General features: G+C 69.0%; 22 protein-coding genes. 2 read left to right on the top strand and 20 right to left on the bottom strand.

Annotation, left to right across the window (positions count from 1 at the left end; translation table 11 throughout):
- The first annotated feature begins 40 nt into the window (after positions 1-40).
- On the top strand, positions 41-979 hold the full coding sequence (locus ACIGXE_RS26750; RefSeq protein ID WP_399751414.1) for an NADP-dependent oxidoreductase: 939 nt from the start codon (positions 41-43) through the stop codon (positions 977-979).
- A 103-nt stretch (positions 980-1,082) separates the two neighbouring features.
- Here the strand turns inward: ACIGXE_RS26750 and ACIGXE_RS26745 are convergent, their stop codons facing one another.
- The gene (locus tag ACIGXE_RS26745) at positions 1,083-2,705 is read right to left on the bottom strand and encodes an ABC-F family ATP-binding cassette domain-containing protein (RefSeq protein ID WP_399751413.1); all 1,623 of its coding nucleotides are present in this window, start codon (positions 2,703-2,705) and stop codon (positions 1,083-1,085) included.
- Positions 2,706-2,761: 56 nt separating this feature from the next.
- Here ACIGXE_RS26745 and ACIGXE_RS26740 point away from each other — a divergent pair, with 56 nt between their 5' ends.
- Positions 2,762-3,709 (top strand): hypothetical protein, encoded by a 948-nt coding sequence (locus tag ACIGXE_RS26740; RefSeq protein WP_399751412.1) that lies wholly within the window; start codon positions 2,762-2,764, stop codon positions 3,707-3,709.
- On the opposite strand, the gene truA is transcribed toward ACIGXE_RS26740, so the two are convergent.
- From truA to rplX, 19 genes are all read right to left on the bottom strand, one after another.
- Positions 3,680-4,537 carry a tRNA pseudouridine(38-40) synthase TruA gene (truA, locus tag ACIGXE_RS26735; RefSeq protein WP_399751411.1) on the bottom strand — a complete coding sequence of 286 codons (858 nt, stop codon included), beginning with the start codon at positions 4,535-4,537 and terminating at the stop codon, positions 3,680-3,682. The two genes, ACIGXE_RS26740 and truA, sit on opposite strands and share 30 nt — an antisense overlap.
- Before the next feature lie 78 nt (positions 4,538-4,615).
- Positions 4,616-5,086 carry a 50S ribosomal protein L17 gene (gene rplQ, locus ACIGXE_RS26730; protein WP_382532495.1) on the bottom strand — a complete coding sequence of 157 codons (471 nt, stop codon included), beginning with the start codon at positions 5,084-5,086 and terminating at the stop codon, positions 4,616-4,618.
- A 135-nt stretch (positions 5,087-5,221) separates the two neighbouring features.
- The gene (locus ACIGXE_RS26725; RefSeq protein WP_003966937.1) at positions 5,222-6,244 is read right to left on the bottom strand and encodes a DNA-directed RNA polymerase subunit alpha; all 1,023 of its coding nucleotides are present in this window, start codon (positions 6,242-6,244) and stop codon (positions 5,222-5,224) included.
- Positions 6,245-6,392: 148 nt separating this feature from the next.
- Positions 6,393-6,797, bottom strand: coding sequence for a 30S ribosomal protein S11 (gene rpsK / locus ACIGXE_RS26720; RefSeq protein ID WP_003956432.1), 405 nt, complete (start codon positions 6,795-6,797; stop codon positions 6,393-6,395).
- A gap of 66 nt (positions 6,798-6,863) precedes the next feature.
- Positions 6,864-7,244, bottom strand: a complete 381-nt coding sequence (gene rpsM / locus ACIGXE_RS26715; RefSeq protein ID WP_015035595.1) for a 30S ribosomal protein S13 — start codon at positions 7,242-7,244, stop codon at positions 6,864-6,866.
- Between the two features lie 187 nt (positions 7,245-7,431).
- On the bottom strand, positions 7,432-7,545 hold the full coding sequence (rpmJ, locus tag ACIGXE_RS26710) for a 50S ribosomal protein L36 (RefSeq protein WP_003956441.1): 114 nt from the start codon (positions 7,543-7,545) through the stop codon (positions 7,432-7,434).
- A gap of 62 nt (positions 7,546-7,607) precedes the next feature.
- Positions 7,608-7,829: a translation initiation factor IF-1 gene (gene infA / locus ACIGXE_RS26705; RefSeq protein ID WP_003956442.1), complete on the bottom strand. Its 222-nt coding sequence runs from the start codon at positions 7,827-7,829 to the stop codon at positions 7,608-7,610.
- Between the two features lie 172 nt (positions 7,830-8,001).
- Positions 8,002-8,853: a type I methionyl aminopeptidase gene (map, locus tag ACIGXE_RS26700; protein WP_399751410.1), complete on the bottom strand. Its 852-nt coding sequence runs from the start codon at positions 8,851-8,853 to the stop codon at positions 8,002-8,004.
- A 100-nt stretch (positions 8,854-8,953) separates the two neighbouring features.
- Positions 8,954-9,601, bottom strand: coding sequence for an adenylate kinase (locus ACIGXE_RS26695; RefSeq protein WP_399751409.1), 648 nt, complete (start codon positions 9,599-9,601; stop codon positions 8,954-8,956).
- Entirely contained in the window at positions 9,601-10,920 is a 1,320-nt protein-coding gene (secY, locus tag ACIGXE_RS26690; RefSeq protein WP_399751408.1) for a preprotein translocase subunit SecY, read from the bottom strand. The genes ACIGXE_RS26695 and secY overlap by 1 nt, the downstream gene beginning before the upstream one ends.
- Positions 10,921-11,134: 214 nt before the next feature.
- Entirely contained in the window at positions 11,135-11,590 is a 456-nt protein-coding gene (rplO, locus tag ACIGXE_RS26685; protein WP_399751407.1) for a 50S ribosomal protein L15, read from the bottom strand.
- 1 nt (position 11,591) lies between these two features.
- Positions 11,592-11,774, bottom strand: a complete 183-nt coding sequence (rpmD, locus tag ACIGXE_RS26680) for a 50S ribosomal protein L30 (protein WP_005313525.1) — start codon at positions 11,772-11,774, stop codon at positions 11,592-11,594.
- Positions 11,774-12,379: a 30S ribosomal protein S5 gene (gene rpsE / locus ACIGXE_RS26675; protein ID WP_030201551.1), complete on the bottom strand. Its 606-nt coding sequence runs from the start codon at positions 12,377-12,379 to the stop codon at positions 11,774-11,776. Before rpsE ends, rpmD begins: the two co-directional genes overlap by 1 nt.
- Before the next feature lie 45 nt (positions 12,380-12,424).
- Positions 12,425-12,808: a 50S ribosomal protein L18 gene (gene rplR / locus ACIGXE_RS26670; RefSeq protein ID WP_030759358.1), complete on the bottom strand. Its 384-nt coding sequence runs from the start codon at positions 12,806-12,808 to the stop codon at positions 12,425-12,427.
- Positions 12,809-12,811: 3 nt separating this feature from the next.
- Positions 12,812-13,351 carry a 50S ribosomal protein L6 gene (gene rplF / locus ACIGXE_RS26665; RefSeq protein ID WP_382532502.1) on the bottom strand — a complete coding sequence of 180 codons (540 nt, stop codon included), beginning with the start codon at positions 13,349-13,351 and terminating at the stop codon, positions 12,812-12,814.
- A 20-nt stretch (positions 13,352-13,371) separates the two neighbouring features.
- Positions 13,372-13,770 carry a 30S ribosomal protein S8 gene (rpsH, locus tag ACIGXE_RS26660; RefSeq protein ID WP_132912404.1) on the bottom strand — a complete coding sequence of 133 codons (399 nt, stop codon included), beginning with the start codon at positions 13,768-13,770 and terminating at the stop codon, positions 13,372-13,374.
- 223 nt (positions 13,771-13,993) lie between these two features.
- A complete protein-coding gene (locus tag ACIGXE_RS26655; protein WP_003956452.1) occupies positions 13,994-14,179 on the bottom strand; it encodes a type Z 30S ribosomal protein S14 in 186 nt (61 codons plus the stop codon).
- 5 nt (positions 14,180-14,184) lie between these two features.
- Positions 14,185-14,742 carry a 50S ribosomal protein L5 gene (rplE, locus tag ACIGXE_RS26650; protein ID WP_265864084.1) on the bottom strand — a complete coding sequence of 186 codons (558 nt, stop codon included), beginning with the start codon at positions 14,740-14,742 and terminating at the stop codon, positions 14,185-14,187.
- Positions 14,739-15,050: a 50S ribosomal protein L24 gene (gene rplX / locus ACIGXE_RS26645; RefSeq protein ID WP_189974770.1), complete on the bottom strand. Its 312-nt coding sequence runs from the start codon at positions 15,048-15,050 to the stop codon at positions 14,739-14,741. Before rplX ends, rplE begins: the two co-directional genes overlap by 4 nt.

The following is a 15,050-nucleotide window of genomic DNA, read 5'->3' as shown; positions in this document are numbered from 1 at the left end:
TGGGGTCAGCACCACCGCTCCCCCAGGGAAGGTCCCGGCCATGCGCGCTCTCGTCATCGACTCCTTCGGCGGTCCCGAGGTCCTGCGGATCGCCGAGGTCCCGGTGCCCCCGACAGGGCCCGGAAGGGTGCGGATCAGGGTCGGGGCCGCCACCGTCCACCCGGTCGACCTCGCGACCCGCGCGGGCGTGCTCGCGGAGGCCGGCCTGATGGCCGGCCGGGGCCGCACCGGTCTCGGCTGGGACGTCGCCGGCGTCGTCGAGGAGACCGGGCCGGATGTGACCGGACTCTCACCGGGCGACCGCGTCATCGGCCTGAACGACCGCCTGGACGTGCCGCTCGGCACCCAGGCGGAGTTCGTGGTCCTGGACGCCCACGCGGTGGCCCCGGCCCCCGCGGGGCTCGCCCCGGCTGCGGCCGCGACGCTCCCGCTGGCCGGGCTCACCGCCCTCCAGGCCCTGGACGCGCTGGACCTGCCCGCCGGCGAGACCGTCCTGGTCACGGGCGCGGCGGGCGCGGTCGGCGGCTACGCCGTACAACTGGCCGCCGCGCGCGGCCTGCGGGTCGTGGCGACGGCCCGTGCCGCCGACGAGTCGCCCGTACGGGACCTGGGCGCCGAGCTCTTCGTGTCCGCCGACGCCCCGCGCCTGGGCGAGGCGGTCCGGGACGTGGTGCCCGGCGGCGTGGCCGCGGCCCTGGACGGCGCCGTCCTCGGAGCCGCCGCCCTGGACGCGGTCCGCACCGGGGGCGCCTTCGCGGCCCTGGTGGCGGGCGGCGCCCCGTACCCCCTGCGGGGCATCCGGGTCGTCCCGGTCTGGGTGCGCGCCGACCCGGCCGGCCTGGCCCGTCTGGCGGCCCTCGCCGACACCGGCGTCCTCACCCCGCGCCTGGCCGGAACCCTCCCCCTGGCGGAGGCGGCCCGGGCGCACCGGCGCCTGGCGAAGGGCGGCCTGCGCGGCCGCCTGGTGCTGGTCCCCTGAGGAAACCCCGGCTCCCCCGGCGGCCCCGCCCGCCCGTGCGGCTCCCCCCGCGGCCCCGCCCGCCCGCGGCCCTGTCGGCGGCCCTGCCCGGCCCCGCGCCGCCTCAGCGGGCCCGCTCGACCCGTCGCTCGTCCCACACCGGCTCGGTCGTCTCCCGCACCACCCCGTCGGACCCGAAGACCAGGTACCGGTCGAAGCTCTTCGCGAACCAGCGGTCGTGGGTCACGGCCAGCACGGTGCCCTCGTACGACTCCAGACCGTCCTGCAGCGCCTCCGCCGACTCCAGGTCCAGGTTGTCCGTCGGCTCGTCCAGGAGCAGCGCCGTCGTGCCGGCCAGCTCCAGGAGCAGGATCTGGAAACGGGCCTGCTGGCCGCCGGAGAGCTTCTCGAAGGCCTGGTCGCCCTGGCGCTCCAGCTCGTAGCGCCGCAGCACCGACATGGCGCCGCCCCGGTCCTTGGCGTGCTCCGTCCACAGGATGTCGACGAGGGAGCGGCCGAAGAGCTCCGGGTGGGCGTGGGTCTGGGCGAAGTGCCCCGGCACCACCCGGGCGCCCAGCTTCCACGTTCCCGTGTGGGCGACCGACGGGTCACCGGCGAGCAGCCGCAGGAAGTGGGACTTGCCGGAGCCGTTGGAGCCGAGGACCGCGACCCGCTCCCCGTAGAAGATCTCCAGGGAGAACGGCTTCATCAGGCCGGTCAGCTCCAGGTTCTCCACGGTGACCGCCCGCACGCCGGTGCGGCCGCCCCGCAGCCGCATCCGGATCTCCTGCTCACGCGGCGGCTCCGGCGGCGGGCCGGCCTCCTCGAACTTCTTCAGCCGGGTCTGCGCGGCGGCGTACCGCGAGGCCATCTCGTGGCTGACCGCCGCCGCCTGCCGCAGGTTCACCACCAGCTTCTTCAGCTGGGCGTGCTTCTCCTCCCAGCGCCGCTTCAGCTCCTCGAAGCGGGCGAACCGCTCCCGCCGCGCGTCGTGGAAGGTGTCGAAGCCGCCACCGTGCACCCACACGTCGGAGCCGGCCGGACCGGGCTCCACGGCCACGATCTTCTGCGCCGCCCGGGCGAGCAGCTCCCGGTCGTGCGAGATGAAGAGCACGGTCTTACGGGTCTCCCGCAGCCGCTCCTCCAGCCAGCGCTTGCCCGGCACGTCCAGGTAGTTGTCCGGCTCGTCGAGCAGCAGCACCTCGTCGTTGCCGCGCAGCAGGTACTCCAGGACCAGCCGCTTCTGCTCGCCGCCGCTGAGCGTGCGCACCTGCCGGAACTGGGCCTTGTCGTACGGGACGCCCATCGCGGCCGTGGTGCACATGTCCCACAGGGTCTCGAACTCGTATCCCTGCACCTCGGCCCAGTCGCTGAGCGCCTGCGCGTACGCCATCTGCGCGGCCTCGTCGTCGACCGTCATGATCCGGTGCTCGGCCTCGTCGACGGCCTTCGCGGCCGTGCGGATCCGCGCCGGGGCGACCGAGACGAGCAGGTCACGGACCGTGGACTCGTCCCGTACGGAGCCGACGAACTGCGGCATCACGCCCAGCCCGCCGCTGACGGTGACCGTGCCGCCGTGCGGCTGCAGCTCCCCGGAGATCAGCCGGAGCAGGGTGGTCTTGCCGGCGCCGTTGGCGCCGACCAGGGCGACCACGGCGCCCTCGCCGACCCGGAAGGAGGCGTCCCCGAGCAGGACCCTCCCGTCCGGAAGGTAGTACTCCAGGTGTGCGGCCTCGACATGTCCCATGAGGGGCATTGTCACCGCCGCCGCCCCCTGATCCCAAGCGGATTAGGATGCGCGGCATGAGCTTTGGGGGACCGCAGTGGCCGCAGCAGGGCCAGGGGCAGGGACAGGGACAACAGCCGTACGGACAGCCGCAGCAGCCGTTCGGGCCGCAGCCCCCGTACGGACAGGCGCCGGCGAACCCGTTCCCGGGCGCCCAGGGCGGCACGGACACCCCTGACTGGGGCGCCCTCGCCGAGGCCTCGGCCGCCCGCGCCAAGCGGAAGCGCTGGCTGGTGATCGGCGGCGGCGCGGTCGCCGCGCTCGCCGTGGGCGCGGCCGTCGCCACGGCGATCGTCACCACCAACAAGAGCAACGACGAGGCCCGGAACGGCGGGGTCGCCCCGACCGGCTCGGCCACCCCCACGGACACCGCGAGCCCGGCCCCGACCTTCTCCTCGGTCGCCCCGCTGCCGCCGCCGAACCCGATGGACTTCATCTCCGACGCGAAGAAGGACAAGGCGCCGCTGAGCGCCGAGGGCCTCTTCCCCGGCAAGAAGCTGACCATGAGCGGCCGCCCGTACCAGAAGGGCGCGACCTCCTCCACGACCGACTGCGCGGCGGTCACCCAGGGCGGCCTCGGCGCCGTCCTGAAGAACAACGGCTGCACGCGGGTGATCCGCGCCACGTACGTGAAGGACGGCATCGCCGTCACCGTCGGCGTGGCCGTCTTCCCGACCGACGAGCAGGCGCTCAAGGCGAAGAAGCAGGCGAGCGGCGGCATCGCCCCGCTCACCGGCGCGGGCGTCGGTGACTTCTGCCACAAGACGGTCTGCCTGCGCCGCACCAACTCGATCGGCCGGTACGTCTACCTGACCCAGACCGGCCACACCAGCGGCCAGAAGGTCACCACCGGCGACAAGCCGGTCTTCCAGACCGCCGACGACCTGGGCACCTTCGCCTTCAACCAGATCTACGCCCGCGGCCGCGCCCAGGCCTCAGCAGCAGCCGGCGCTCCCGGGGAGTGACCGCTTGTTGCGTGCCTCCCTGCTGCGCGCGGCGAGCTGGTCGTCGGCCGGGTAGCCGACCTCTTCGAGGGTGAGGCCGTGCGGCCGTACGACGTGCACGGCCGAGTCCCGCACACCGGCGGCCAGCACCTTGCCCGGCCATTCGACGGGACGGTGCCCGTCGCCGACGAACAGCAGCGCGCCCACCAGCGAGCGGACCATGTTGTGGCAGAAGGCGTCGGCCTTGACCGTGGCCTCCAGGATGCCGCCGGGGCGGCGCTCCCAGCGCAGCTCCTGGAGCGTGCGGATGGTCGTGGCGCCCTCGCGCTTCTTGCAGTAGGCCGCGAAGTCGTGCTCGCCGACGAGCCGCTCGGCGGCGGCGTTCATGGCGTCCATGTCGAGCGCCCAGTCGTGCCACAGGACGTGTCCGCGCAGCAGCGGGTCGACACCGCCGGGGTGGTCGGTGACCCGGTACGCGTACCGGCGCCAGATCGCCGAGAAGCGGGCGTTGAAGCCCGCGGGGGCCTCGGTGAGGCGCCACACCCGCACGTCGTGCGAGAGCCGCCCGGCGAGCCGCCTGAGCAGCTTCTCGCGGTGCTCCTCCCACAGGGCCACGGGCAGGTCGACGTGCGCGACCTGGCCGCGGGCGTGCACGCCGGCGTCGGTGCGGCCGGCGACGGTCAGCTCGTACGTCTCCTGGGAGCGGGTGACGGTCCGCAGGGCGTCCTCGATCTCGCCCTGGACGGTGCGCCGGCCCCGGGCCTGCTTGGCCCATCCGGAGAAGTCCCTGCCGTCGTACGAAAGGTCGAGCCGTACGCGTACGAACCCGGGCTGCACGTCATCACTCACGCCGTAAATCCTCTCAAACACGCGGAACGGGCCCGCACCCCGAGGGGTGCGGGCCCGGCCACGAGATCGTCAGAACGCTCAGGCGTCCTGCGCGTCCTCGGTGGTCTCCTCGGCCTTGGCGGCCTCGTCGGCCTCCTTGACGGCACGCTTGGTGGCGGCCTCGGCCTCGGCGACGGTCGCCTTCTTGGCGATCTCGCCCTCGACCAGCTCGATCACGGCCATCGGGGCGTTGTCGCCACGACGGTTGCCGATCTTGGTGATGCGGGTGTAGCCACCCGGACGCTCCGAGTAGCGCGGGGCGATCTCGGTGAAGAGGGTGTGGACGACGCCCTTGTCGGTGATCGTCTGCAGCACCAGGCGACGGTTGTGGATGTCGCCCTTCTTCGCCTTGGTGATGAGGCGCTCGGCGACGGGACGCAGACGGCGGGCCTTGGCCTCGGTCGTCGTGATGCGGCCGTGCTCGAACAGCGACTTCGCCAGGTTGGCGAGGAGCAGCTTCTCGTGAGCGGCGGAACCGCCGAGGCGGGCACCCTTCGCGGGACGCGGCATGGTGTTTCTCCTAGGTGTCTGCCCCGGCCGTGTGAGGTACCGGGGTCAGTATCCGAGCAGGCGGTCGCCTGTCGGAGATCCGGGAGCGGCCCCTGAGGGCGCTCCCGGAGGGTACGGACCGTGAGGTCCGAGCTCTTAGTACTGCTCGGTCTCGACGAAGCCCGCGTCCGCGTCGTCGTCGGCGCCGAAGGCGTCGGCGGCGGCGGTCGGGTCGAATCCGGGCGGGCTGTCCTTGAGGGCCAGGCCCATGCCGGCCAGCTTCGCCTTGACCTCGTCGATCGACTTCGCACCGAAGTTGCGGATGTCGAGCAGGTCGGCCTCGGAACGGGCGACGAGCTCACCCACGGAGTGGATGCCCTCGCGCTTGAGGCAGTTGTACGACCGAACGGTGAGCTCCAGCTCCTCGATCGGCAGCGCCAGGTCGGCGGCCAGGGCGGCGTCCGTCGGGGACGGGCCCATGTCGATGCCCTCGGCGTCGATGTTGAGCTCGCGGGCCAGACCGAACAGCTCGACCAGGGTCTTGCCGGCCGACGCCATGGCGTCACGCGGACGCATGGCCTGCTTGGTCTCGACGTCGACGATGAGCTTGTCGAAGTCGGTGCGCTGCTCGACTCGGGTCGCCTCGACCTTGTAGGTGACCTTCAGCACGGGGCTGTAGATGGAGTCGACCGGGATACGGCCGATCTCCTGGCCCACCTGCTTGTTCTGGACGGCGGAGACGTAGCCGCGACCGCGCTCGACGGTCAGCTCCATCTCCAGCTTGCCCTTGCCGTTCAGCGTGGCGAGCACGAGGTCGGGGTTGTGCACCTCGACACCGGCCGGGGGCGCGATGTCGGCGGCGGTGACCAGACCCGGGCCCTGCTTGCGCAGGTACATCACGACCGGCTCGTCGTGCTCCGAGGAGACGACCAGCTGCTTGATGTTCAGGATGAGGTCGGTGACGTCCTCCTTGACGCCCGGCACGGTGGTGAACTCGTGCAGGACACCGTCGATCCGGATGCTGGTGACAGCGGCGCCCGGGATCGAGGAGAGGAGGGTGCGGCGGAGGGAGTTGCCGAGGGTGTAGCCGAAGCCCGGCTCCAGCGGCTCGATGACGAACCGGGAGCGGAACTCGTCGACGACCTCTTCGGTCAGCGAAGGACGCTGAGCGATAAGCATGTCTTCGTTTCCTTCAGTCGTGGACGCCCACTATTTGACGCCCGACGGGTACTGCAGTACTGCGTACTGCAAGGGTACGGGCGGCACGCCCCCGAAGGGGGCATGCCGCCCGAAGTCCCACATCAGCCCAGGTGCGGCGGCACCAGGGTCAGACGCGACGCCGCTTCGGCGGACGGCAGCCGTTGTGCGGGGTGGGGGTGACGTCCTGGATCGAGCCGACCTCGAGGCCGGTGGCCTGGAGGGAGCGGATCGCGGTCTCACGGCCGGAGCCGGGACCCTTGACGAAGACGTCGACCTTGCGCATGCCGTGCTCCTGCGCGCGGCGGGCGGCCGACTCGGCGGCCATCTGCGCGGCGAAGGGGGTGGACTTGCGCGAGCCCTTGAAGCCGACGTGGCCGGCGGAGGCCCAGGAGATCACGTTGCCGGACGGGTCCGTGATCGAGACGATCGTGTTGTTGAACGTGCTCTTGATGTGCGCGTGGCCGTGAGCGACGTTCTTCTTTTCCTTGCGGCGCACCTTCTTGGCAGCGCCCTGACGACCCTTGGGGGGCATCTATAACTCCTACGGGAGGTGGTCGGTCCTACAGCGAAGACCGTGTGGTCAAGCGTCCGCTGTGGACTACTTCTTGCCCGGCTTCTTCTTGCCGGCGATGGCGCGACGCGGGCCCTTGCGGGTACGAGCGTTCGTGCTGGTGCGCTGACCGCGGACCGGCAGGCCACGGCGGTGACGGAGACCCTGGTAGCAGCCGATCTCGACCTTGCGGCGGATGTCGGCGGCGATCTCACGGCGGAGGTCACCCTCGGTCTGAAGGTTGGCGTCCACGTACTCGCGGATCTTGACGAGGTCTTCCTCGGCAAGGTCACGGACACGGGTGGACGGGTTCACGCCGGTCGCGGCGAGGATCTCCTCGGACCGGGTGCGCCCGATGCCGAAGACGTAGGTGAGTGCGACCACCACACGCTTTTCGCGCGGGATGTCAACACCGGAAACGCGTGCCATTCAATGGCTCCTGTGTTCTCGGGGGTCTGCCGCAAAGTCGTTCCCGGCCGCCGTACGAGGTACGAACCGGGTCCCCGGCCCCCGCCGGAGGTGTCGCCGACCCTGACGGGCTGGGCGGACTCTGCTGATGTACGTGTTGCTATGCGTCGCGCGAAGAACTGCGGAGGTGCAGGTCGGTCGGCGTGCGTCAGCCCTGGCGCTGCTTGTGGCGCAGGTTGTCGCAGATGACCATGACCCGGCCGTGGCGGCGGATCACCTTGCACTTGTCGCAGATCTTCTTGACGCTCGGCTTGACCTTCATGGGATGTGAGGTTCTCCGGGTCAGTGCCACCACCCGCGCGGAATGCGGGGTGCGGGCAAGATCTACTTGTACCGGTAGACGATCCGGCCACGCGTCAGGTCGTACGGAGACAGCTCCACGACGACCCGGTCGTCCGGGAGGATACGGATGTAGTGCATCCGCATCTTGCCGGAGATGTGCGCGAGGACCTTGTGACCGTTCTGGAGCTCCACCTTGAACATGGCGTTCGGCAGGGACTCGATCACGGTGCCCTCAATCTCGATGGCACCTTGCTTCTTGGCCACGCTTCGCCCTTCGAATCGGCTACCTTGATCGACTCTCGCCGCCGTGTGCGGACACACGGGTACACGAGAGCCGACGCATCAGTCTACGTCAGGCCCCCCGGAAAAGACGAATCGGGAAGTCTGCCCACCGTAGAAGATCCTTACGCGAGGGCGCTCCGGGCGCCTCTCGCCCTTACGCCAGCGGGTCCGGCGCCGCCGTGACGCCGAGCTCGGCCAGCTTCGCCTTGCCGCCGTCGACGGCCGTGAGGACCAGCGGGCCCTCCTCCGTCAGCGCCACGCTGTGCTCCCAGTGCGAGGACCAGGTGCCGTCGGTCGTGATGACCGTCCAGTCGTCGGCGAGGACCTCGGTGCGCGGGGTGCCCAGGGAGACCATCGGCTCGATGGCCAGGCAGAAGCCGGGCACCAGCTTCGGGCCCTTGCCGCGCTTGCGGGAGACGTAGTTCAGCAGGTGCGGGTCCATGTGCATCTCGGTGCCGATGCCGTGGCCGCCGTAGTCCTCGATGATCCCGTAGCGGCCCAGGCTGTGGTCGCCCACGGCCGGACGCGGCTGGCGCTTGATGTAGGTCTCGATCGCCTTCGAGATGTCGACCAGGCGCGCACCCAGCCGCATCGCGGCGATGCCGGCCCACATCGACTCCTCGGTCACCCGGGAGAGCTCGATCAGCTCCGGCGCGTGCCCGGTGCCGACGAAGGCCGTGTACGCCGCGTCACCGTGCCAGCCGTCGACGATCGCGCCGGCGTCGATGGAGATGATGTCGCCGTCCTTGAGCACGGTCTTCTCGTCCGGGATGCCGTGGACCACGACCTCGTTCACCGAGGTGCAGATGGTCGCGGGGAACCCGCCGTACCCGAGGAAGTTCGACTTCGCGCCGTGGTCGGCGATCACCTTGCGCGCGACCTCGTCCAGGTCCTTCGTCGTGGCGCCCGGAACGGCGGCCTCACGGGTCGCCGCGTGGATGGCCGCGACGACCAGCCCCGCCTCGCGCATCTTCGCGATCTGCTCGGGGGTCTTGATCTGCACCATCGTGGTCGGGGCCTTTCCTCTGCGCGTACACGGGTCGGAACAACGATACGGCCGCGGCGCCCCTCCCGGGGCACCGCGGCCGTATCGACGAACCGTGGGGTTACTTCTTCAGCGCGGCCATCGCCCGCGCCGTGACCTCGTCCACCTTGCCGAGCGCCGAGATCGTCACGACCAGGTTCTGCGCCCGGTAGTAGTCGATGATCGGCTCGGTCTGCGTGTGGTAGACCTCCAGGCGCCGGCGGACGGTCTCCTCGGAGTCGTCCGGACGCTGGAACAGCTCGCCACCACAGGTGTCGCACACGCCCGCGGTCTTCGGGGCGTTGTACTCCACGTGGAAGACGTGCGAGGAGTCGTTGCGGCAGACGCGGCGACCCGCGATCCGCTTCACGACCTCGTCCTCGGGGACCTCCAGGTCCAGGACCGCGTCCAGCTGCATGTCCTCGGCCTTGAGGACCACATCCAGAGCCTCGGCCTGGGCCACGTTGCGCGGGAACCCGTCGAGCAGGAAGCCGTTGACGGCGTCGTCCTGCTCCATGCGGTCCTTGGCCATCCCGATGGTCACCTCGTCCGGGACGAGGTCACCGGCGTCCATGTAGGACTTCGCCTTGAGGCCCAGCTCCGTGCCCTGCGAGATGTTGGCACGGAACAGGTCGCCCGTGGAGATGTGCGGGATGTCCAGGTTCTTGGCGAGGAACGCGGCCTGCGTTCCCTTGCCGGCCCCGGGCGGTCCGACGAGGACGATTCGCATCAGCGGAGGAACCCTTCGTAATTGCGCTGCTGGAGCTGGCTCTCGATCTGCTTCACGGTCTCGAGGCCCACACCCACGATGATGAGGATGCTCGTCCCGCCGAACGGGAAGTTGGCATTGGCACCGCCGAAGCCTGCCAACGCCATCGTCGGCACAAGAGCGATCAGACCCAGATACAGCGAGCCCGGCCAAGTGATCCGGTTGAGCACGTAGCTCAGGTACTCGGCAGTAGGTCGACCAGCCCGGATACCCGGGATGAAGCCACCATACTTCTTCATGTTGTCGGCGACTTCCTCGGGGTTGAACGAGATCGCCACGTAGAAGAAGGCGAAGAACACGATCAGAAGGAAGTACGCGGCGATGTAGTAGGGGTGGTCACCCTTGACGAAGTGGGCTTCGATCCAGGTCTTCCAGCCGGCGGTGGAGTTCGAGAACTGCGCGACCAGGGCCGGAATGTAGAGCAGCGACGACGCGAAGATGACAGGAATCACACCTGCCTGGTTCACCTTCAACGGGATGTAAGTGGACGTACCGCCGTACGACCTGCGGCCGATCATGCGCTTCGCGTACTGCACCGGGATGCGGCGCTGGGCCTGCTCGACGAAGACGACGAGGGCCACCATCACGAAGCCGACGAGGATGACGGTGCCGAACTCGATCCAGCCCTTGGCGAGCTTGCCGCTCTCCTTGATGGCCCACAGGGCGCCGGGGAAGCCGGCGGCGATCGAGATGAACATGAGGATCGACATGCCGTTGCCGATGCCGCGGTCGGTGATGAGCTCACCGAGCCACATGACGACGCCGGTACCCGCGGTCATGGTGATGACCATGGTGGCGGTGGTGAAGATCGACTGGTCGGGAACGACCTGGCTCGCGACCGTGCAGCCGCTGAACAGGGCGCCGGTGCGGGCGGTGGCGACGAGGCCGGTGCCCTGCAGGATGGCGAGGGCGACCGTCAGATAACGCGTGTACTGCGTGATCTTGGCGGTGCCGGACTGGCCTTCCTTCTTGAGGGCTTCCAGGCGCGGGATCACGACGGTCAGCAGCTGCAGGATGATGCTCGCCGTGATGTACGGCATGATGCCGAGCGCGAAGATGGTGATCTGCAGCAGCGCCCCGCCACTGAACATGTTGACCAGGCCGAACAGGCTGTTGTTGCCCTGGCTCGCCTGATCCACACACTGCTGGACGGCCTCGTAGCTGACGCCGGGGACGGGGATGTGTGCCCCGAGCCGGTACAGCACGATGATGCCGAGCGTGAAGAGCAGCTTCTTGCGCAGGTCGGGCGTCTTGAACGCCCGGGCGAACGCGGTGAGCACGGTGCCTCCTGCGACCCCCGCGCACGTGCGTCAGAGGTGACGGTCTTGAGGTTCGACGATGAGAGTTGCCGTCCAAAGCACTCGCGGGCATACCGCACGCACTCTAGACAGTGGACGCCACCTTACCGGCGACCATGGCCCCCTAGGAACGACCAACCGGGGATGCCCCTTTTGGGAGGCATCCCCGGTCGGATGTTCAGGCCATCGAGTCGTCTCAGACGAGCTCGGTGACGGTGCCGCCGGCGGCGGCGATCTTCTCCTTGGCGGAGCCGGAGACGGCGTCAACCGTCACCTGCAGCGCCACGGAGACCTCGCCCTGGCCCAGGACCTTGACGAGCTGGTTCTTGCGAACGGCACCCTTGGCGACCAGGTCGGCCACCGTGACCTCGCCACCCTGCGGGTAGAGCGCGGCCAGCTTGTCCAGGTTCACGACCTGGTACTCGGTGCGGAAGGGGTTCTTGAAGCCCTTCAGCTTCGGGAGACGCATGTGGAGCGGCATCTGGCCACCCTCGAAGCGCTCCGGAACCTGGTAACGGGCCTTCGTGCCCTTCGTACCACGACCGGCCGTCTTACCCTTCGAGCCCTCACCACGACCGACACGGGTCTTGGCGGTCTTGGCTCCCGGGGCGGGACGGAGGTTGTGGACCTTCAGCGGGTTGTTCTCCGCCATGTCAGTCGACCTCCTCGACCGTCACGAGGTGGCGGACGGTGTGCACCATTCCGCGGAACTCGGGGCGGTCCTCCTTGACGACCACGTCGTTCAGGCGCTTGAGCCCGAGCGAACGCAGGGTGTCGCGGTGGTTCTGCTTGCTGCCGATGTACGACTTCGTCTGCGTGATCTTGAGGCGAGCCATTACGCACCCGCCCCGGCACGCGCACGAAGCAGAGCCGCGGGGGCGACGTCCTCGAGGGGCAGACCGCGGCGGGCCGCGATCTCCTCGGGACGCTGCAGGCCCTTCAGGGCCTCCACGGTCGCGTGCACGATGTTGATCGCGTTGTCGGAGCCGAGCGACTTCGACAGGATGTCGTGAACGCCGGCGCACTCGAGCACGGCGCGCACCGGGCCACCGGCGATAACACCGGTACCGGGGGAAGCCGGCTTGAGCAGGACGACGCCCGCGGCCTTCTCACCCTGGATCGGGTGCGGGATGGTGCCCTGGATACGGGGGACCTTGAAGAAGTGCTTCTTGGCCTCCTCCACACCCTTGGCGATGGCGGCCGGCACCTCCTTGGCCTTGCCGTAACCGACACCCACGGTGCCGTCACCGTCGCCCACCACGACCAGCGCGGTGAAGCTGAAACGACGACCACCCTTGACAACCTTGGCGACGCGGTTGATCGCGACTACGCGCTCAACGTACGCGGTCTTCTCGGCGGCGGCAGCGCCACCGTCGCGGCCCTTCCGGTCCCGCCGCTCGCCGCCACCGGCACCGCTGCCGCGGCGCTGGGGTCCAGCCATTGGAATACCTCTCTCTGTTACGTCCGTTAGTCCCGGAACCGGGGCTTAGAACTTCAGCCCGGCTTCGCGGGCGGCGTCAGCCAGAGCGGCAATGCGCCCGGCGTACCTGTTGCCACCACGGTCGAACACGACGGCCTCGACACCGGCGGCCTTGGCGCGCTCGGCGACCAGGGCGCCGACCTGCTGGGCCTGCGAGGACTTGGAGCCCTCGCCACCGCGGATCGAAGCGTCCAGGTGGGACGCCGACGCCACGGTGTGACCCTTCAGGTCATCGATGACCTGCGCGGTGATGCCGCGGTTGGAACGCGTCACGACGAGGCGCGGACGCTCCGCCGTACCCGACACGTTCTTGCGGATGCGCAGGTGACGGCGCGCCTTCGCAGCGCGCTTGTAAGCGTCGCCCTTGGCGATCTTGACACCGTATGCCATGGCTTACTTACCAGCCTTTCCGACCTTGCGGCGGATGACCTCGCCCGCGTACTTGACGCCCTTGGCCTTGTACGGGTCGGGCTTCCGCAGCTTGCGGATGTTGGCGGCGACCTCGCCGACCTTCTGCTTGTCGATGCCCTCGACCGAGAACTTGGTCGGCGACTCGACCTTGAAGGAGATGCCCTCGGGGGCCTCCACCAGGATCGGGTGGCTGTAGCCGAGCTGGAACTCCAGGTTGGAGCCCTTCGCGGCCACGCGGTAACCGACACCGCTGATCTCGAGCGCCTTCGTGTACCCCTGGGTCACACCGGTGATCATGTTGGCCACCAGCGTGCGGGACAGGCCGTGGAGGGCCTTGTTCTGACGCTCGTCGTTCGGACGGGTGACGTTCAGAACGCCGTCCTCGCCCTTAACGATCTCGATCGGGCTGGCAACGGTGTGGGTCAGGGTGCCCTTGGAACCCTTCACCGTGACCGTGCGGCCCTCGATGGTGACGTCCACGCCGGCGGGAACCGGGATGGGGAGCTTGCCAATGCGAGACATAGCTTTTCCTCCGTTCCCGACTACCAGACGTAGGCGAGGACTTCCCCACCCACGCCCTTCTTCTGCGCCTGCTGGCCGGTCAGGAGACCGTGGGACGTGGAGATGATCGCCACGCCCAGGCCGCCGAGAACCTTCGGCAGGTTGGTGGACTTCGCGTAAACCCGGAGGCCCGGCTTCGAGATCCGCTTGATGCCCGCGATGGAGCGCTCACGGTTCGGACCGAACTTGAGGTCGAGCACGAGGTTCTTGCCGACCTCGGCGTCCTCGACCTTCCAGCCCGTGATGAAGCCCTCCTGCTGGAGGATTTCCGCGATGTGAGACTTGATCTTGCTGTGCGGCATCGTCACGGTGTCGTGGTACGCCGAGTTCGCGTTACGCAGACGCGTGAGCATGTCTGCGATCGGATCAGTCATGGTCATGAATTGGCCTTCGGCCTCTCTCGCCGGGGTTTCCTGGTGCACCATCCCTCTCCCCGATCCGAGACGGGGCGGGTGCGGTGCGGTGGACCTACGGCGTAGTAAGTCGTACGGGCGGCGGACGCCCAACCCTGCAAGCCTACGGCATGCGGGGTCGGACCTCCGCCCGCCCAATGCTTACCGAGAGACTCCGGTGATTCGCCAACGCCCTACGGGCGAGGGGGAATTACCAGGAGCTCTTGGTCACGCCCGGCAGCTCGCCACGGTGAGCCATCTCACGAAGGCACACGCGGCACAGGCCGAACTTGCGGTACACGGAGTGAGGACGACCGCAGCGCTGGCAGCGGGTGTACGCACGCACACCGAACTTGGGCTTGCGGGCAGCCTTCGCGATGAGAGCCTTCTTCGCCATCTCGCTTACGCCTCCTTGAACGGGAAGCCGAGGTGACGCAGAAGGGCACGGCCCTCGTCGTCGTTGGTCGCCGTGGTCACCACGGTGATGTCCATACCCCGGACGCGGTCGATCTTGTCCTGGTCGATCTCGTGGAACATGACCTGCTCCGTGAGACCGAAGGTGTAGTTGCCACGGCCGTCGAACTGCTTCGGGGACAGGCCGCGGAAGTCGCGGATGCGCGGCAGCGCGAGCGACAGGGTGCGGTCCAGGAACTCCCACATGCGGTCGCCACGGAGCGTGACGTGAGCACCGATGGGCTGGCCCTCACGCAGCTTGAACTGCGCGATGGACTTGCGGGCCTTGGTGACGGCCGGCTTCTGGCCGGTGATCGTGGTGAGGTCGCGGATGGCGCCCTCGATCAGCTTCGAGTCACGGGCGGCGTCACCGACACCCATGTTGACCACGATCTTCACGAGGCCGGGGATCTGCATGACGTTCTCGTACTTGAACTCGTCACGCAGCTTGCCCGCGATCTCCTCGCGGTACTTCGTCTTGAGACGCGGAGTGGTGGTAGCCATCAGATGTCCTCACCCGTCCGCTTGGCAACGCGGATCTTGTTGCCCTCGTCGTCGAAGCGGTAACCGACACGCGTGACGACCTTCTTGCCGTCCTTCTCCACGACCAGCTGGACGTTGGAGACGTGGACCGGCGCCTCGGTGGTCACGATGCCGCCGGCCTGGTTCGGGCCGGCCTTCGTGTGCTTCTTGACCCGGTTGACACCCTCGACGAGAACGCGGGAGTCGGCGGGGTAGGCCGCGATGACCTTGCCCTGCTTGCCCTTGTCCTTACCGGTGATGACCTGGACCAGGTCGCCCTTCTTGATCTTCAT

Origin of the sequence: Streptomyces sp. NPDC053431, assembly GCF_044544925.1 — a bacterium.
Classification (GTDB): Bacteria; Actinomycetota; Actinomycetes; order Streptomycetales; family Streptomycetaceae; genus Streptomyces.
Note: the sequence above shows the minus strand (reverse complement) of the source record. Positions and strands in the feature narration are given on the sequence as shown.